The 15945-nt window shown below is 73.0% G+C and carries 13 protein-coding genes; 6 read left to right on the top strand and 7 right to left on the bottom strand.

Annotated elements, in window-relative coordinates; all coding sequences use genetic code 11:
• The first annotated feature begins 117 nt into the window (after nucleotides 1-117).
• Complete coding sequence (locus ACWDY5_RS28500; protein ID WP_449725236.1) at nucleotides 118-414, top strand: winged helix-turn-helix transcriptional regulator; 297 nt, start codon at nucleotides 118-120, stop codon at nucleotides 412-414.
• Here the strand turns inward: ACWDY5_RS28500 and ACWDY5_RS28495 are convergent.
• The 5 genes from ACWDY5_RS28495 to ACWDY5_RS28475 form a co-directional block, all read right to left on the bottom strand.
• Entirely contained in the window at nucleotides 411-4562 is a 4152-nt protein-coding gene (locus ACWDY5_RS28495; RefSeq protein WP_449725235.1) for a hypothetical protein, read from the bottom strand. The genes ACWDY5_RS28500 and ACWDY5_RS28495 overlap by 4 nt on opposite strands.
• A gap of 25 nt (nucleotides 4563-4587) precedes the next feature.
• Entirely contained in the window at nucleotides 4588-5556 is a 969-nt protein-coding gene (locus tag ACWDY5_RS28490) for a D-2-hydroxyacid dehydrogenase (RefSeq protein WP_449725234.1), read from the bottom strand.
• Between the two features lie 76 nt (nucleotides 5557-5632).
• Entirely contained in the window at nucleotides 5633-6427 is a 795-nt protein-coding gene (locus ACWDY5_RS28485; RefSeq protein ID WP_449725233.1) for an FHA domain-containing protein, read from the bottom strand.
• A 70-nt stretch (nucleotides 6428-6497) separates the two neighbouring features.
• On the bottom strand, nucleotides 6498-8930 hold the full coding sequence (locus ACWDY5_RS28480; RefSeq protein WP_449725232.1) for an ABC transporter permease: 2433 nt from the start codon (nucleotides 8928-8930) through the stop codon (nucleotides 6498-6500).
• Nucleotides 8930-9664, bottom strand: a complete 735-nt coding sequence (locus tag ACWDY5_RS28475) for an ABC transporter ATP-binding protein (protein ID WP_449725231.1) — start codon at nucleotides 9662-9664, stop codon at nucleotides 8930-8932. The genes ACWDY5_RS28480 and ACWDY5_RS28475 overlap by 1 nt, the downstream gene beginning before the upstream one ends.
• 166 nt (nucleotides 9665-9830) lie before the next feature.
• Here ACWDY5_RS28475 and ACWDY5_RS28470 point away from each other — a divergent pair, with 166 nt between their 5' ends.
• From ACWDY5_RS28470 to ACWDY5_RS28460, 3 genes are all read left to right on the top strand, one after another.
• Nucleotides 9831-10949, top strand: a complete 1119-nt coding sequence (locus ACWDY5_RS28470) for a sensor histidine kinase (protein WP_449725230.1) — start codon at nucleotides 9831-9833, stop codon at nucleotides 10947-10949.
• A 179-nt stretch (nucleotides 10950-11128) separates the two neighbouring features.
• On the top strand, nucleotides 11129-11272 hold the full coding sequence (locus ACWDY5_RS28465) for a hypothetical protein (protein WP_449725229.1): 144 nt from the start codon (nucleotides 11129-11131) through the stop codon (nucleotides 11270-11272).
• A 337-nt stretch (nucleotides 11273-11609) separates the two neighbouring features.
• Nucleotides 11610-12269, top strand: a complete 660-nt coding sequence (locus ACWDY5_RS28460; protein WP_449725228.1) for a response regulator — start codon at nucleotides 11610-11612, stop codon at nucleotides 12267-12269.
• Here ACWDY5_RS28460 and ACWDY5_RS28455 read toward each other — a convergent pair.
• Together ACWDY5_RS28455 and ACWDY5_RS28450 are read right to left on the bottom strand one after the other, a co-directional pair.
• Nucleotides 12256-13494: a GDSL-type esterase/lipase family protein gene (locus ACWDY5_RS28455; protein ID WP_449725227.1), complete on the bottom strand. Its 1239-nt coding sequence runs from the start codon at nucleotides 13492-13494 to the stop codon at nucleotides 12256-12258. The two genes, ACWDY5_RS28460 and ACWDY5_RS28455, sit on opposite strands and share 14 nt — an antisense overlap.
• On the bottom strand, nucleotides 13494-13964 hold the full coding sequence (locus ACWDY5_RS28450) for a DUF4334 domain-containing protein (RefSeq protein ID WP_449725226.1): 471 nt from the start codon (nucleotides 13962-13964) through the stop codon (nucleotides 13494-13496). The genes ACWDY5_RS28455 and ACWDY5_RS28450 overlap by 1 nt, the downstream gene beginning before the upstream one ends.
• 75 nt (nucleotides 13965-14039) lie before the next feature.
• Between ACWDY5_RS28450 and ACWDY5_RS28445 the strand changes: the two genes are divergently transcribed.
• On the top strand, nucleotides 14040-15266 hold the full coding sequence (locus ACWDY5_RS28445; RefSeq protein WP_449725225.1) for a helix-turn-helix transcriptional regulator: 1227 nt from the start codon (nucleotides 14040-14042) through the stop codon (nucleotides 15264-15266).
• A gap of 81 nt (nucleotides 15267-15347) precedes the next feature.
• Nucleotides 15348-15938, top strand: a complete 591-nt coding sequence (locus ACWDY5_RS28440; protein ID WP_449725224.1) for an NADPH-dependent FMN reductase — start codon at nucleotides 15348-15350, stop codon at nucleotides 15936-15938.
• Nucleotides 15939-15945: the final 7 nt, after the last annotated feature.

The following is a 15945-nucleotide window of genomic DNA, read 5'->3' as shown; positions in this document are numbered from 1 at the left end:
GACGTTAGGCGGTGCCATCCGCGCTGGTAAGGACGCACTTTCAGGTAAGCTCCGGAGGTGACGGTTGGCTCGCAGGCAGACCAGGGCAAGGCTCCGGTGACACGTGACCGTCTTCACGTGAACTGCGCGGGCAGCGAGGTCCTCGGCCATGTCACCAGCCGCTGGGGCATCCTGGTGCTGGCCGCGCTGCTGGAGGGCCCGCGCCGGTTCGCCGCACTGCGCGACGAGGTCGAGGGCATCAGCGAGAAGATGCTCTCGCAGAACCTGCGCGACCTGGTCGGCGACGGCCTGATCACCCGCTCGGTCGAGCCCGACACCCCGCCCAAGGTCAGCTACGCGCTGACCACCCCCGGCCGCGAGCTCGCCGAACGCCTGTACGCGGTGCTGGAGTGGATCGGCCGCAACCTGGTCTAGCGCACCCCGTCCAGCTCCCCTGGCACCTCGCCCACACACGCCACCGCCAGCCGGAGCCGTTCGTGCAGCACCCCGGCCGCCCCCGGCCCGAGGGTCGCGGTGATCGGCACGGCGGCGTGTTCGAGCAGGGCCATGGCGTGGTCCCAGTTGTCGGTCAGGGCTTGGTAGAGGTGGCCGAGCGCGAGCGCGGGGTCGGTGCCGAGCAGCACCGGGAACAGCCGGGTGAGCACCTCGTCGCGTTCCACTCTGACCAGCGGGTCGCGCGGATCCAGCCGGAGGGCTTCCGCGTGCAGTTCGGCCGGGTCGACCAGGTCCGCGACGGCTGGGCAGCGGGCGAACTGGAGCAGGGTGACCACCCGGATGGCCGGCGAGCTGGTGTGAGCGGCGGCAACGGCTTCCACCGCGAGCCCACGCAGGTCATGGCTCTCCGCCAGGTAGGCGATCAAGCCAGCCGCAGCCGGCAACCGCGGCGTGCCGAACAACTCCCGTAACCGGCCAAAGCCCGCGCGCTCCCCCAGCACCGCGTACAGCGGATCTTCAATACCAGCAAGACCCTGCCGCGCCCGCACGATGTCGACCAGCAGCGGATCACCACCCGAGGGCGGCTTGAACCCGCCCAGCACCGCGTAGCTCAGCGCGCAGGCATGGGTCAGGTACCGCGCCCCACTCCCGTCCAGCATCCGCAGCGCCTGCTCCGGCCACCACCGCAGCAACCGCACGGCCACCTCGAACCGAGCCCGGTGGTCAGCCCGCACATAGGCGAAGGGCTGCCCGTCCTGATCCGCCCCCAGCCACTCGCACGCCGCGACCCGGCCCAGCGCCTCCGCGGCTGCCGCCCCTCGCCCCAGCGCCGCCAGTCCGATCGCCCGCTCCCCGGCATCAACCAGCGAGCCCACCAGCGCCGCGGCCCTTGACGGCTCGGTCTCGGCGATGGTCTCGGCCAGCACCCGCACCACCCGCCCCCAGGTGTGCGGGTTGCCCACCGACCACGAATCGGGACTCATCGCCCGGACCACCTCGGCCGGATCCCGGTGGAAACGCCGCTCCCGCAACCACATCCAGTCCCTGGTGTGGTTGAACTGGTAGGTCGCCGTACTCACCTTGGCCAGCGGGTCCGGAGGCGCGCCGCCGATCACGCGGTACGGCCCCGTCGGCCGGACATCAACCAGCGCCGGGGCCTGCCCGCTGTCCCGCTGGATCTCCGCCAGCACCGCCTCGGCCTCCTCGCGGCGGCCGGAGTCCAGCAGGTGCTGGCCGATCACGGCCGCCGTCGTCCACCGGTCATTGTTCACAATGGACCATTGATGGTCGGTCATCTCCCGCATCGTGGCCAGTGCCGCGGGCAGGTCCAGCGGAGCCAGCCCGATGGCCAGGTTGCTCAGATCCCCCTCATGCCGCATCCGTCGCAACGAACCAGGCTCGCCCGCAGGAGTGACCTCCCCCGGATCGAGCAGCCCCCGCGCCGCCACCGGATCGAACTGGGCCACCACCACACTGGCCTTCCGCCGGGTCCACAGCGTGCCGTTCCAGCCGATCACCCGCTGAAGCAACGCCCTCGCCCGCCCGGTCGCGCCCCAGGCCGCCAGCAACCGCACCGCGCTCAGACACGAGTCATCGATGAACCCGCAGACCTCGAAGGTCTCCAGCCGCGCCAGCAACCGTTCCGCGACAACAGCATCCAGCCCAGGCACCGCTGCCGCGCCGACCAGCCCAGCGGCCAGCTCCTGCTTCGCATCGTGCTTGCCCTCCGGCGCGGCGGCGGCTTCGGCGGTCAGTCGCGCGAGGTGCTCCCGCGCCCGCTCGGGCTGGGCCACGGCCAGCCGCGCCAAGCAGAGCAGTCGTTCCCCAGGCTGGGCACGCGCAAGTTCAGCGACCGCCTCGGCCAGCGCATCCCGCACCCCGGCCCGAGCATCCCCCGCTCCAGCCCGGCCATCCCCCGCTCCAGCCCGACTATCCCCCGTTCCAGCCCGACCATCCTCCACTCCAGCCCGGCCATCCCCCGTTCCAGCCCGACCATCCTCCACTCCAGCCTCTGCCCGTGTGTCCGGTGCGCCGTCTTGTGCCAGTCGTGCCGCGAGGTCAAGCCAATCCCCCGCCCGGCACCCGCTGATCTCCCCGAGCAACGCACGGGCCGCCGCCGGCTCAGCCACCCTGGCCGCCGCCCGGTACAGCGCGTCCGGCGCCCAGATCCCCTTCCCGCTCTGCCCCCGCTGCGCGTGCGCCCACAACCGCAGCGCCCGCGGCAGGTCGTCCCCGGCGAACTCCAGCGCCGCCTCCTCCAACGGCAGTGCCTTGGCCGGAGTCCCCCTGGCCACCTGGTCCGCCGGAATGGTCAGCGCGGTCTCCACCATCAGCTCCCGCTGGCCACCCGCATGCCGGTGGATCTCCCGCGCGCTCTGGAACTGTTGCAGCGAGGGCGGCAACGCCCACAGGTGTTCCAGCGCCTGGCCGGCCTGACCGAGCCGGGCCATCAGCCCGAGCACCCTGGGCGTCAGGCCCCGGCTGGTGCGGCGGAGCTGGCGGCGGACCACGCCGAGGTAGAGCGTGCCCGGCAGGCTCGGGGTCATCCGTTCGGCGACCAGGTCGACGCAGCGGGCGAAGTGCCGGTCGCTGCCGAACGTGGCGGCGATGGCCTGGCGCAGCCCGGGACAGACCAGTTCGGCGGCCTGGGCGGCGAAGGTTCCGCCCGCGCGGGTGACGTGTTCGGCGAGGTGCAGCAGCCCGTAGCGGTCCACCGCCGACCAGTCCAGCGCGGCCCAGCTCGGCGCGCCGCCGCGGTAGTGGCTCGCGATGCGGTGGTGCCACTCGGTTTCGTCGACCGCGCAGTCCGGATGGTCGCGGTGGGCCGCGTCGCCGCACAGGAACTCGCCGATCGAGGGGTGGTACAGGCTGATCCGGTCCGCATGCTCCGCCAGCAGCCAGCGCAGCCGGGACAGTGCCGCGCGCACCGCCCTCGGCCAGACCCGGATGCCGCCGAGGGCGAGCAGTTCGGCCGTGCTGACCGGTTCGCGGGCGACCGCGAGCACGCCGAGGATCGGCTGCCCGAGTCCCAGCCACGGATCGGTCAGCCGGTCCTCGGGCCCGGTCGGTTCGCGGATCTCCAACTGGCCCAGCCGCCGCAGGTCGGCCCGCGCGGTCTCCACGAAGAACCCGTACAACCCGTTGAGCCCGGGCGGGATGCCGTCGAAGCTCAGCAACCGCTGGGTCAGCGCGGGATCGCCCTCGGCCAGCGCACGGGCATAGGTGGCGAGGTACAAAAAGTTCCCGGCGGCCCGGGTGACCACGTTCCGGTGAAACTGGTCCAGCAACTCACCCCTGGCCGCCACCGCGCTCGCGACCGGCTCGGCGCTGAGCACTTTCGCCGCGTAGGCAAGCAGATCCGCCCTCACCTGCGCGGCCCCGGGGTCGATGGGCACCTCGGTCAGCGCACGGGCCGAACGCAGTGGGCCGAGCTCGGCGTGCGGGCGCGAGCTGAGCACCAGCCGCACGTTCGACGGCAGTTCCGGCCCCCCTGCCAGCCAGTCCAGCAGGCTGCTCCCGGCGAGCTCGTCCAGCGCGTCGACCAGGATGACGATCCGCGCCGCCGGGTCGAGCCGGCGCAACGCCTCGGCCGGGTCGAGCAGGGCCAGGTGCGCGAGGTTGTCCGGCTCCAGCAGCCGGGGTTCCAGGTTCGCCCGCCCGATCTCCACCCCGCTGACCGACCCGGCCACCCCGCCGAGCCGCTGCTCCACCTCCAGCACCGCGGTCCGGTGGAACGGCGAGGCGGTGAGGTCCTCGATCCGGACCCCCACCACCCGGCCACCGGCGGCCACGTTCTCCACCCGCTGCCGCACCACCACACCCAGCCGCTCCGGCTGGAACACCTCCGGCCGCTGCCGCGCCAGCTGGTGCCCCACGGCGAGCAGGAAGGACTGCACGTCGGTCCCGGCCAGCACGCTTCGGCTGTCCCGCCGGGCGAAGTACCGCAACCAGTCCGGATGCCCCTCGGCCAGCGCCGCCAGCAGACTCGTCTTGCCGGCCCCCGGCTCCCCGGTCACCAGCACGTGCCCGCGGCCGAGGGCGGCCTCGACCTCCGCGCGCAGCCAGCCCCGGTCGACGAACCCCGCCCCGGTGTGCTGCTCGACCACCTCCGCGAAACTCAGGCTCACCAGCCGTCTCCCGCCCGGTTCTCGACTAGGACCACTGCGCCTTGTCGACCAGGTTTACCAGTTCGGCCCCGGCCGCGAAGCGCTTCGCGTTTTCCAGCAACACCGCGAACCGCCTGCTGTCCGCGTGCGGCCCCACCCCGGCCACGTGCGGGGTGAGCAGCACATCCGCCCGCCGCCACAGCGGATGGTCCGCGGGCAGCGGCTCCTGCTCGAACACATCCAGCGCTGCCCCGGCCAGCCGACCGGCATCCAGCGCCGCCACCAGGTCGTCCAGCCGCACGGTGGCCCCGCGCCCGATGTTGACCAGGTACGCCGAGGGCCGGAACAGCGCGAACCGCCGGGCGTCGAACATGCCCTCGGTGTCCGGCGTGTGCGGCACGGTCAGCACCACCAGGTCCGCCTCCGGCAGCGAGGAGTCCAGCTCGCCCACCGGTCGCAGCTCGGAGAACCCGGTCGGCAGGTCCAGCCGCCGCCGGTCCACCCCGGTCACCCTGGTACCGAACGCGGCGAGCAGCCGCCCGATCTCGCTGCCCAGTGCGCCGACCCCGACCACCAGCGCACTGGCCTCCGCCAGCGGCAGCACCGCGGTCGGCGCCCAGTCCGGCGCCCAGCGCGCCGCGGTCTGGTCGCGCAGGTAGCGGGGCAGCCCACGGGCCAGCGCGAGCACCAGCGCCAGCGCGTGCGCCGCCACGTGGTCGGTGTAGGTGTCCCGCATGTTGGTCACCTGCACCGGATGCGCGATCAGTTCCGGGTGGTAGAACCCCGCGGGCGGCCCGGCCTGCGGCGCCTGCAACCAGCTCAGCCGCCGCGCGTGCCGCAGCAGCTCCGGCGGCAGCGCGCCGTAGACCGCGTCCGCCGTCCGCAGCGCCGCCACGGTGTCCGCCGCCGTCTCCGGCCGCAGCACCCGGATCCCGGGCACTGCCTCGGCCAGCCGCGCGGGCCAGTCCAGGGTCTCCTCGGCCTGCGGCGGCACCAGCACCAGGGTGAAACTCATACCGGCCATCGTCGCTGATCCCGGGCTCCGCGCCCAGCACCATGAGTCGCGGTCCGGCCGGTCCCGCCACTGGCGTTCAGTCGTGCAGCAGGCCGAGGTCCGGGGGCACCAGGGTGGTGTTCTCCATCAGTTCGCGGATCAGGTTGTGGTTGAGGGTGTTGCCGATGGGTTCGCCGACCTCCTCTCTGGTCAGGCCCGGGACGCCGCCGCGGCTCAGCCGGTTGCGGACGCCGAGGACCAGGTGTTCGACCTTCTTCTGGGTCCAGTCCTCCTCGGGGCGGATCTCTTTCAGGTGCTCGGCGGCCTGCCGCCAGGACAGCGGGTTGGGGTACAGCTCGTGCAGGAGGTAGCGCTGACCGAGCACGACCAGCGCCAGCTTCTCGGCCGGGGTGAGCGCCCAGGTGTGCGGCGGGCTGGTCGAGGCCCCGTGCTGGATGTCGGGACCCTCGCCATCCTGGGCCCGGACATGGACCTCCAGGAGGTGTTCGCGGCCGCTGGTGCCGCGAACGAACAGCGGGGTGTACCCGGCCGCCAGCGGGATCGGCTCGTCCTGGTTGCACAGCAGCCGGGCTCCCGGCAGCCGCAGCGGCAACCGCCCCAGGTTGCTGATCCACCACCGGTCGCCCCGGCGGGTGAGCGCACCCTGGTGGCGGCTGATCCGCCGGTCGTGCTCGCCGACGCAGACGTGCACGTCCGGGCGGTTGCGGCCGAACACGATCTGCCGCCCCTCCCGGGGCCCGACCGTGATCCCCCCGGTCACCGACAGCACGTGCAGGGTGCCGGGCACCTCGTTCGCCCGCACCCCCCAGGCCAGGCTGTGGTGCCCGGCCGGGAGGGCCTGCCCGCCCGGCACCGCGAGCTGCTCGATCATGTCCGCCTCCTGCCAGGTCGTGTGATCGGAGCGTGGCACGCGGGTGCCGGGAGGGTTCCCGGGAGGCGACCTAGCTGGCCACCGCGGTCAGCAGGTCGACCCTTGCCGCCCGGCGGGCGGGCCAGATGGCGGCCAGCACGCCCGCGGTGACCAGGCCGGCCAGGGCCAGCGCCACCACGGGTAAGGGGACGGTGGCGTCGAGGAGGGACTGGCCGAGCATCGCGTGCTGCATCACCGCGCCGGAGCCGACGCCCAGCAGCACCCCGAGGACGGCGCCGAACAGGCAGATCACCACGCTCTCCCAGCGGATCGCGGCCCGGAGCAAGCTCTGGGTGGCGCCCACCGCGCGCAGCACGCCGAGCTCGCGGACCCTGGCCATGACCGCCAGCGCAAGGGTGTTGACCACGCCGAACAGGGAGATCAGCACGGCGAGGGCGAACATGGCGTACATGATCACGAATGCCAGGCGCTGGGTCTCCTGTCCCTCGGCGACCAAGCCGGCCTGGTCGGTGACGGTGACATCGGGCCGGTCGGCGAACTCGGCGAGCACCGCGGCGCGGGTGGCCGCCGGGTCCGGGCCGGTGGCGTAGATGGTCGTGATCTTGTCTTGCAGGGCGGGCGGGACCTGCGCCTGGTCGAAGTAGATGCTCGCCTGCAGCTCGGTGGCCTCGTACACCCCGGCCACGGTGCTGGCCACCGTGACGCCGTCGAAGGTCATGGTGAACTGCTCGCCCAGGCGCAGGCCGAGCATGTCGGCCTGGTTGCGGGAGATCAGCGCGCCCCTGCGGAGGTCGGCCACGCCGTCGGTGACCGTGGGGGTGAGCACCGTGCCGAAGGCGGCCGGGTCGATCGCGGAGACCACCCGCCGGGTGCCGCCGCCTTCGTAGGCCAGCTCGGCCAGCGCCTCACGCGCGGCCACCACCGTTTCCGCCGCCGACACTTTGTCCACTGTGGACAGGTCGTTCCTGGTCAGATGGGATTGTCCTTTCAGGGCAGGGCGGATCACCGTGGTGCTGGTGGGCACGGTGGCCCGCGTGGTGGAGGCGATCAGGTCGCCGAAGGTGGCGCTGAGCGTGGCGAAGGCGCACACCAGGGCGACCCCGATGGTGATCGCGGTGGCCGTGGCCGAGGTGCGCCGCGGATCACCGGCGGCGTTGCGGATGGCCAGTCGCAGCGCCGGGCTGCCGAAGCGGCTCAGCGGGCGCAGCACCAGCGCGGCCAGCGCCGGGGCGAGCAGCAGCACGCCCAGCGCGGCGACCACGGTGGCGCTCAGACCGATGATGCGGGGCAGGGTGTCCGCGCTGGGATCGGCGGTGGCGAGGACGGCCACCAGCGCGGTGGCCAGCACCGCCAGCCCGGCCAGGGTGCGGGCCCGCCGGGTGGCTCTCGGCGGGGTCGGGTCGGTGCGCAGCGCGGCCATCGGGGACACCTTGGCGGCCCGTCGCGCCGGGCCGTAGGCGGCCACCACGGTGGTGCCGATGGCGACCGCGTAACCGAGCAGGATGGCCAGCGGGCTCACCGTGAACTCGATGTGCTCGCCCGGCCGGAGCACCCCGATGATCAGCGGCCCGACCGCGACGCCGGTCCCGGCGCCCAGGGTGCCGCCGACCAGGCCCAGCAGGGTGGCCTCCAGCACCACCGTGCGCCGGACCTGGCTCTGCCGCGCGCCGACCGCGCGCAACAGGGCCAGCTGGCGGGTGCGCTGGATGAGCAGCATGCCGAAGGTGTTGGCGATGACGAACATGCCGACCATCAACGCCACAAAAGCGAACGGCAGCAGGGTGATCCGCAGGTCCATCAGGCCCTCGGCCCGATCGGCGTCGACGGCCTCGGCCAGCTCCGCCCCGGTCTGCACCACCCGACCGGGCCCGGCGGCCGTGGCCGGAGTGACGCCGGCCAGCTCGACGCGCCGGAAACCCTTGCCCAGCAGGCGTTCTGCCTCTACCGGGGCGAGCGCGACCGCGGGCTGGTCGTCCTCGCCGAGTGTGCGGTAGTCGTACCGGCCCACCACCGTGACCGGCTCCCAGCGGCCACCGGCGAGCAGCACCCTGGTGCGGGCGCCGACGTCGAGTCCGGCCAGCGCCGCCTCCACCCGGTTGACCGCGATCTCCCCCGCCGCGGCCGGTGGCCGCCCGGAGAGCAGGGTGAAGCGGCCGGTGTCGTCCCAGCCGGTGCCGGTGTGCCCCAGGGGTGTGCGGGTGCGGACGAGTTTGCCGTCGGGGCCGGGCAGTCCGGCCTGGCCGGTGCGCACACCGATGGCGGTGGCGCCGGGCAGCGCGGCCAGCCGGGCCAGTTCCGCCTCCGGCAGCCGGGTGTCCGGCCGGTCGGCCCGCACGCTCAGGCCGACGCCGGTCCGCCCGCCCTGTCCGCTGATGGTGGTCGCGATCGAGTCGCTGACCACCCAGGCGCCCACCACCGCGGTGACGCCGAGGGTGATCGCGACCAGGGTCATCGCCACGCGGCCCTTGTGCGCCACCAGGTCGCGCAGCATGGTCCGCCACATCAGGCGGTCACCCCTTCCAGTGATTTCATCCGGTCCAGCACGCGCTCCGCGGTCGGTTCGTGCAGTTCGCCGACCAGTCGTCCGTCCGCCAGGAACAGCACCCGGTCGGCATAGGCGGCCGCGGCCGGGTCGTGGGTCACCATCACCACGGTGCGGCCGAGCTCGTCCACACTGCGGCGCAGGAAGCCGAGCAGTTCGGCCGAGCTGGCCGAGTCCAGCGCGCCGGTGGGCTCGTCGGCGAAGACCACGTCCGGGTTGGTCACCAGGGCGCGGGCGCAGGCCACCCGCTGCTGCTGGCCGCCGGAGAGCTGGTGCGGGCGGTGGTCCAGCCGGTCGGCCAGGCCCATCGCGCCGACCACGGTCGAGACCACCCCGGGCTTGGGCCTGGTCCCGGCCAGTGCGAACGGCAGGGTGATGTTCTCCAGCGCGGTCAGCGTGGGTAACAGGTTGTAGGCCTGGAAGACGAAACCGATCCGGTCGCGGCGGAGCACGGTCAGCTCGTCGTCGGAGAGCTCGGTCAGCTCGGTCTCGCCGACCCACACCCGGCCGTCACTCGGCCGGTCGAGCCCGGCCACGCAGTGCATGAGGGTGGACTTGCCGGAGCCGGACGGCCCCATGATCGCGGTGAACCGGCCGCGGTGCAGGTCCACGTCGACGCCGGCGAGCGCCCGCACGCCTGCCCCGTAGGTCTTGGTCAGCCCTCTGGCTCGCACCGCGGAGGTGGGTTGTGTCATGCCCAGAACGGTCCCGGAAACGGCGGCCGCTGCCATCGGAGCACGGCCTGGTCTTTGGCGTCCGACCGTGGTCTGGCCGGGAGCCGCCGGGGCGGTGCACGTCATACCGTGGTCGGACAGACCTCGGGCTGATCCCAAGCCACCAGCCCTGTGGCAGGGTGAGGGAATGCCCAGTGTGGACAGTGGCGCTCAGCGCGCCTACCTCGTGGGGCTGGACATCGTGGTGGGCGCGACGATCACCGTGGTCACCGCCGCACTGACGATGAGCTCCGGCGTGGTCGTGCCGTACACCGGCCCGGAGTGGCTGGCCTGGCTGGTGGCGCTCGGGGTGGGCGTGCCGGTCATCGTGCGCCGCCGCTGGCCGTTGGGCGCGCTGCTGGTGCTGCTGCCCTTCGCGACCGTGGCCGCGCTGCTGCAGATCGGGCAGCTGGCCGTGGTGTCCGTCGCGCTGGTGCTGTACCTGGTCGCACTGGTCGAGCCCCGCCGCCGCTCGATGTCGCTGATGGGCCTGTCCATGCTCGTCACGATCACACCGGCGCTGTTCGGCTCGATCCTGTGGATCTTGGTCACGGTGTTGCTGACCACCGGTCCGTGGACGATGGGCCGGTTCGCCCAGTTCCGCCAGCGGGACGAGGCAGTACTGGCCGAGCAGCGCGAACAGCGGGTGGTGCTGGCCGAGCGATTACGGATCGCCCGCGACCTGCACGACATCGTCGCGCACAGCATGAGCCTGATCGCGGTCAAGGCGGGCGTGGCCAACCACGTCGCCGACACCCAGCCGGAGGAGACCAAGGCCGCGCTGGCGGTGATCGAGGCGACCAGCCGGGACGCGCTGGCGGACCTGCGGCGCATGCTGGGCGTACTGCGCTCCGCCGACGGCGCGGACGTGGAACTGCGTCCCGTGCAAGGACTTTCCGAGTTGTCCGGGCTGGCGCAGTTGGCGGAGTCGGCCGGGGTGACGGTACAGCTGGACGTGGCTGAACTGGAGTTGCCGGAGGGGGTGCAGCAGGCGGTGTACCGGATCGTGCAAGAGGCGCTGACCAATGTGGTGCTGCACTCCGGGGCTGGGAACTGCCAGGTGCGGCTGCGCGAGGACGGCGCCGAGGTGGTTGTGGAGGTGACCGATCCGGGGGGCAGGCGGACGGTGGTCGAGGGCGGGGGCGGACACGGGTTGGTCGGGATGCGGGAGCGGGTCGCGGCCTATGGCGGCAGGCTGACCACGGGGCGGTTGGCCGGTGGCGGGTTCGGGGTGTGCGCGCGGCTGCCGATCGGTGGGGCGGGGTGAGTGCGGTGGCTGGCTGGGCCGGGCCGCGAGGTCGTGGGGTGCTCGGCGGCGGGAACGGGCGCGGCGGCGGGAAGGACCACGGCGGGAACGGTTACGGTGCTGAGGACGGGCACGGTGCTGGAAACGGCCACGGTGCTGGGGACGTGGGCGGCGATGAAACTGGCCACGGCGCACGAGGCGTGCGCGGCAACGCGACCAGGCACGGCGGCGAACCAGGCGTGCGCGGCAACGCGACCAGGCACGGCGGCGAACCAGGCGTGCGCGGCAACGCGACCAGGCACGGCGGCGAACCAGGCGTGCGCGGCAATGCGGCGGCCCGGTGATGGAAGGTGGCCCGATGTTGAGGGGCGGCCCCGATGATGGAGACAGGTTGGGGCTGGGTTTGGCGTTCGGGGTGCGCGCGGCGAACGAGGCGCGAGCGATGTTGGGGGCGGGCTCGTTGGCGGGGCTGGGCTTGGCGGCGGGGCGCGACTCGGCGACGGAGGCGCGCGGCGGTGGGAGCGGGTCTGGTGACAGGAGGGCGTACCGGGATGGGAGTGTGCTCGACCATCGTGACGGGGGCTGGCGGCGTTGGGGGTCGGCGGGGCTGGGTGGCTGCGGTGCTGGCAGGGGGTTGTGGTCTGCGGTGGGGGTCGCCGGTGTGGGGCTGGGGGGTGAGCGGTGACTGTTCGGGTGTTGATCGCGGATGACCAAACGTTGGTGCGCGGTAGTTTCGCTTTACTGGTTGCGTCCGCGCCCGGCTTGACCGTGGTGGGTGAGGCCGCTGATGGGGTGGCGGCAGTCGAGTTGGCTCGCCGGGAGAAGCCTGATGTGGTGCTGATGGACGTTCGGATGCCGGAGATGGACGGCATTGAGGCGACCAGGGTGTTGTGTTCGGGGGCGGAGGCTGGGCCGCGGGTGTTGATCCTGACCACCTTTGACCTGGACTCCTACGTGTACGCGGCGTTGCGGGCCGGGGCCAGTGGGTTCCTGCTCAAGGACACGCCGCCTGCCGAGTTGTTGCAGGCGATTTTGGTGGTGGCTGAGGGGCAGGCGTTGTTGTCGCCGAGTGTGACGCGGCGGTTGATCGCGGAGTTCGCTCGGCGGCCTGAGCCCGCGCAGTCACCGGCCCGGGAGCTGGATGGGCTGACCGAGCGGGAACGTGAGGTGCTGGTGCTGATCGCGCGGGGACTGTCCAATGTGGAGCTGAGCCAGAGCTTGCGGTTGAGTGTGGCCACGGTGAAGACGCACATCGGGCGGTTGCTGAGCAAGCTGCATGCCAGGGATCGGGCGCAGTTGGTGATCGTGGCGTATGAGACCGGGCTGGTCAGTCCGCGGTGAGCGGGAGGGGGACGGAGTTGGCCATGGCGGCGTGGCCGGCCTGGTTGGCGTGGATGCCGTCGCCGCTGTCGTAGTCGGCGCGGATAGTGTTGGGGTTGGCCGGGTCGCGGAGGACCTGGTCGAAGTCCAGGACGCTGTCGCAGGCGCCTGCGCAGTTGCCGCCGGTGCGGACGAAGGCGTTGATCTCGGCGCGGTCCTGGTTCTGCTGGGCCGTATAACCGGGGCGCGGGGTGATCGGCACGGCGTGGATCTTGATGCCGGCGGCGCGCAGGCGGGCGAAGACCGCGCGGTAGCTGTCCAGGATGGCTGGGGCGCGGCAGCCGAAGGCCAGGTCGTTGGTGCCGTAGTAGTAGATCACCGCGGTGACTCCGTGCAGGGACAGCACATCGCGGTCCAACCGGGCCAGGCCGTGCAGAGGCGCGACCGGGGGTGGAGTGAGCGGGCAGGTGGCGGCGCTGGTGGTGCCGCCGATGCCGGCGTTGGCCACGGCGAAGCGTTGCGGGCTGGGGAGTTCGTTGGCCCGGCGGCCCAGGTCGTCGGTCCAGCGGCGGTTGACGGCGGTGCAGCCGGGGCCGCAGCTGGTGCTGCCGTGACCGTCGACGACCGAGCTGCCGTAGGCGACCACGGTGCCGCCGGCCTGGGTTGTGCGCACGTCCACGGCGCTGACCAGGTAGGTCGAGCCGGTTTTGAGGGGGTACGGGGCTGGGTCGTGGACGCGGTCGCCGGAACCGGCTGGAGTGAGGTAGTTCTCGCGCAGGGCGGCCTGGTGGGCGCTGGGGCGGGACTGGCCGCGCAGGTGCAGGCTGACGGCGAGGTCGTCCTGGGCGCGGATGGGCAGCGGGACGGGGTCGCTCCAGACTTCGCCGCCGATGGGCACGGTGACGGTGGGGCGGCCGTGGAAGCGGATGGGGCGGGAGGTGGCGGGGACGACCGCGCCTTGGCCCGCGCTGATACCGGCCGCGGCGGCATCGACAGTGAGCGGGGTGGTGCCGTACTCGTTCTGCAGGCGGACGCGCAGGGCCGGGCCGCCCTGGCTGAGGTGGGTGATCATGCGGATGGACTGGTTGTCCAGCGTCTGCGGGGCCAGGGTTTGCTGGGACTGGGCCCAGGAGGTGAGCCAGCGGCCGCCGGCGGGCTCCGCGAGGGCGGCGGGCGTGGCGGCGAGCGCGTGGGCAGCGAGCAGGCAGGCCGCGGTGGTCAGGACGCGGGTGCGGTGGCCGCGCATCAGGCGCGTTCCAGGAAGAAGTAGAAGTGCTCGCCGGTGGGCTGGGTGTGCTTGCCGTTCATGATGCCCAGCAGGGTGCGCTCGTCCACCCGCTTGAAGTGGTCGAAGATGGGCTGGCCGTCGTAGACCATGGTGGCGGTGACCTCGCCGCGGAACTCGATGTTCCACAGGCTGGCCTCGCCTTGGCCCGCTTCGACGTTGGAGTACAGCGCGCCCTGCTCGTCCCGGCAGAGCAGGGGCTTGGCGTCGGTCAGGGAGTGGAACTCCTTGCCGTACCAGCGGGCGGCGGCGAGCTGGCCGTTGAGCGGGTGGCCGGTGCTGAACTCATCGCCCTGCCAGCGGCCCAGGATCTCCTCGGCGGGCACCGGCGGGAGCTGCGCCCAGAGCTCGTCCAGCTCCGCGGGGGTGACCTGGTGCTTGCGCTCACGAAGCTCCTGGAACCTGGCCCGCGCCTGCTCGACGTCCGTCATGACGACCTCTCCACTGGTGGGTTCCTGGCCCTGCCATTCGACCACTTCGGCGTCCCGGTGTGAATATCATGCGGAATGCGCGCGGAGTCCGGGGCCCGGTCACGGGAGCTGGCCAGTGGCACGCCGTGGCCGGCAGTGGACACGGATCAGGACTGCGCCGCGTTGCGCGCGACCTCGTTGATGGTGCAGGGGCGGAACTGGGCCGACTCGGTGCGTTTCGCCGAGGTCGCGTTGAGCCGGCCGCCGTGCCGGGACGACCCGATCTGCGTGTGGCGGGCGCTGGTCACGCTGACCGCAGCCGGTGAGCTGACTGCGGCGGACGCGCACTGCGCGCGGCTGGTCGAGGACGTCGACCCGCAGCTGGCTGGGACCGAGCACCGGCTGGCCATGATGCTGCGGGTGCGGGCCCGGATCGCGGTGCAGCGCGGGGACCTGGCCGGGGCGCGGGCGGCGCTGGAGGAGCTGCTCACGGTGCCGGCGTCGCGGCCGGTGCGGCTGGTGTCGGCGGGATGGCTGGCCGAGGTGCTGGTGGGCATGGACGCGGTGGACCAGGCAGCGGCGTTGCTGGCCCGGCACGACTTCGACGCGGCGGTGCAGTGGCGGGCGCCCTGCCGGCCGATGCTGCTGGCCGCACGCGGCGCGGTGCGGGTGGCGGCCGGGCAGGCGCAGGCCGGGTTGCGCGACTACCTGGCCGGCGGGCGGGGTTTCCTGGCGCAGCGGGTGGTGAACCCGGCGATCGCGCCCTGGCGCGGGCGGGCGGCGCTGGCCGCGATGACGGTCCGGCGGGAGGACCTGGCCGTTGACCTCGCCGAGCAGGAGCTGGCCGCGGCGCAGCGGTGGGGTGAGCCCAGGGTGCTGGGCGCGGCGCTGGCCACGGTGGCGGTGGTGCGCGGCGGGGACGAGGTCGAGCAGCTGAGCGAGGCGGCCGAGCTGCTGGAGGTGGCGCAGGCCCGGCGGGAGCTGAGCCTGGTGCGCTACGAGCTGGGGGTTCGGCTGGCCAGGCGCAAGGAGCTGTCAGCGGCGCGGAGCAGTCTGAGCGTGGCGCGGGCGCTGGCCGAGCGGGTCGGCGATCCGCGGGGGCAGCGGGCCGCCGAAGTGGCCCTGCGCGGGCTCGGCGGGCCGGCGGAAGCCTTGACCAGCAAGGAAGAACAGGTGGCCAGGCTGGCGCGGGCCGGGCACGGCAACCGGGAGATCGCGGACCGGCTGGCGGTGTCGGTGCGCACGGTGGAGCTGCGCCTGTCCAGCGCCTACCGCAAGCTCGGCATCGCCGGGCGGGACGGACTGCGGACCGCGCTGCGGTAGTTGCGGTCGGACCGAAGGGTCATTGTGACCCAGGTCACATGTATGACATTTGGTCCAGGGCCGCTCTGGGTAACTGTGGCCATGATCCCCGACCTCGTCCGGGTGGCCGTGCTGGTGGGCAGCGCCCGCGCCGGTTGCCGCAGCAGGAAGGTCGCCGACTGGGTGTGCGGGCAGGCCGAGGACCGGGCCGAGCTGAGCCTGGACCTGTTCGACCTGGCCACCATCCCGCTCAGCCTGGCCGGACCCACCTGGGACCCGAGCCCGGCCGATGCCGCCATCCTGGCCAGGACCACCCCGCGACTGACCGAGGCGGACGCCTTCCTGGTGGTCACCCCCGAGTACAACCACAGCTTTCCCGCGGTGCTGAAGAACTTCTTGGACTGGCACGTGCTGCCCTGGCAGGCGAAACCGGTCGCCTTCATCTCCCACGGCGGCGGCCTGGGCGGCGGGGTGCGCGCGGTGGAGCAGCTGCGGCCGGTCTTCGCCGAGCTGCGCGCGGTCACCCTGCGGGACACGGTCAGCTTCCCCGGCGGGGCGCTGGCCTTCGACGAGTACGGCAGGCCGCGCGCGCAGGGCGGCGGGGCGATCGCCCTGGTGACCCTGCTGGATGAGTTGGTGTGGTGGGCGCTGGCGTTGCGCGAGGCCCGGACCGTTCGCCCGTACGTCAGCTGACGGGAGC

Source organism: Crossiella sp. NPDC003009, assembly GCF_053591555.1.
Note: the sequence above shows the minus strand (reverse complement) of the source record. Positions and strands in the feature narration are given on the sequence as shown.

Bases quoted from the DNA above. Each gene is read 5' to 3' on its own strand.
- ACWDY5_RS28455 (WP_449725227.1), bottom strand. From the start codon at position 13,494: ATGCGCGGCCACCGCACCCGCGTCCTGACCACCGCGGCCTGCCTGCTC.
- ACWDY5_RS28445 (WP_449725225.1), top strand. From the start codon at position 14,040: ATGCGCGCGGAGTCCGGGGCCCGGTCACGGGAGCTGGCCAGTGGCACG.
- ACWDY5_RS28450 (WP_449725226.1), bottom strand. From the start codon at position 13,964: ATGACGGACGTCGAGCAGGCGCGGGCCAGGTTCCAGGAGCTTCGTGAG.
- ACWDY5_RS28485 (WP_449725233.1), bottom strand. From the start codon at position 6,427: ATGATCGAGCAGCTCGCGGTGCCGGGCGGGCAGGCCCTCCCGGCCGGG.
- ACWDY5_RS28490 (WP_449725234.1), bottom strand. From the start codon at position 5,556: ATGAGTTTCACCCTGGTGCTGGTGCCGCCGCAGGCCGAGGAGACCCTG.
- ACWDY5_RS28470 (WP_449725230.1), top strand. From the start codon at position 9,831: ATGCCCAGTGTGGACAGTGGCGCTCAGCGCGCCTACCTCGTGGGGCTG.
- ACWDY5_RS28440 (WP_449725224.1), top strand. From the start codon at position 15,348: ATGATCCCCGACCTCGTCCGGGTGGCCGTGCTGGTGGGCAGCGCCCGC.
- ACWDY5_RS28475 (WP_449725231.1), bottom strand. From the start codon at position 9,664: ATGACACAACCCACCTCCGCGGTGCGAGCCAGAGGGCTGACCAAGACC.
- ACWDY5_RS28480 (WP_449725232.1), bottom strand. From the start codon at position 8,930: ATGTGGCGGACCATGCTGCGCGACCTGGTGGCGCACAAGGGCCGCGTG.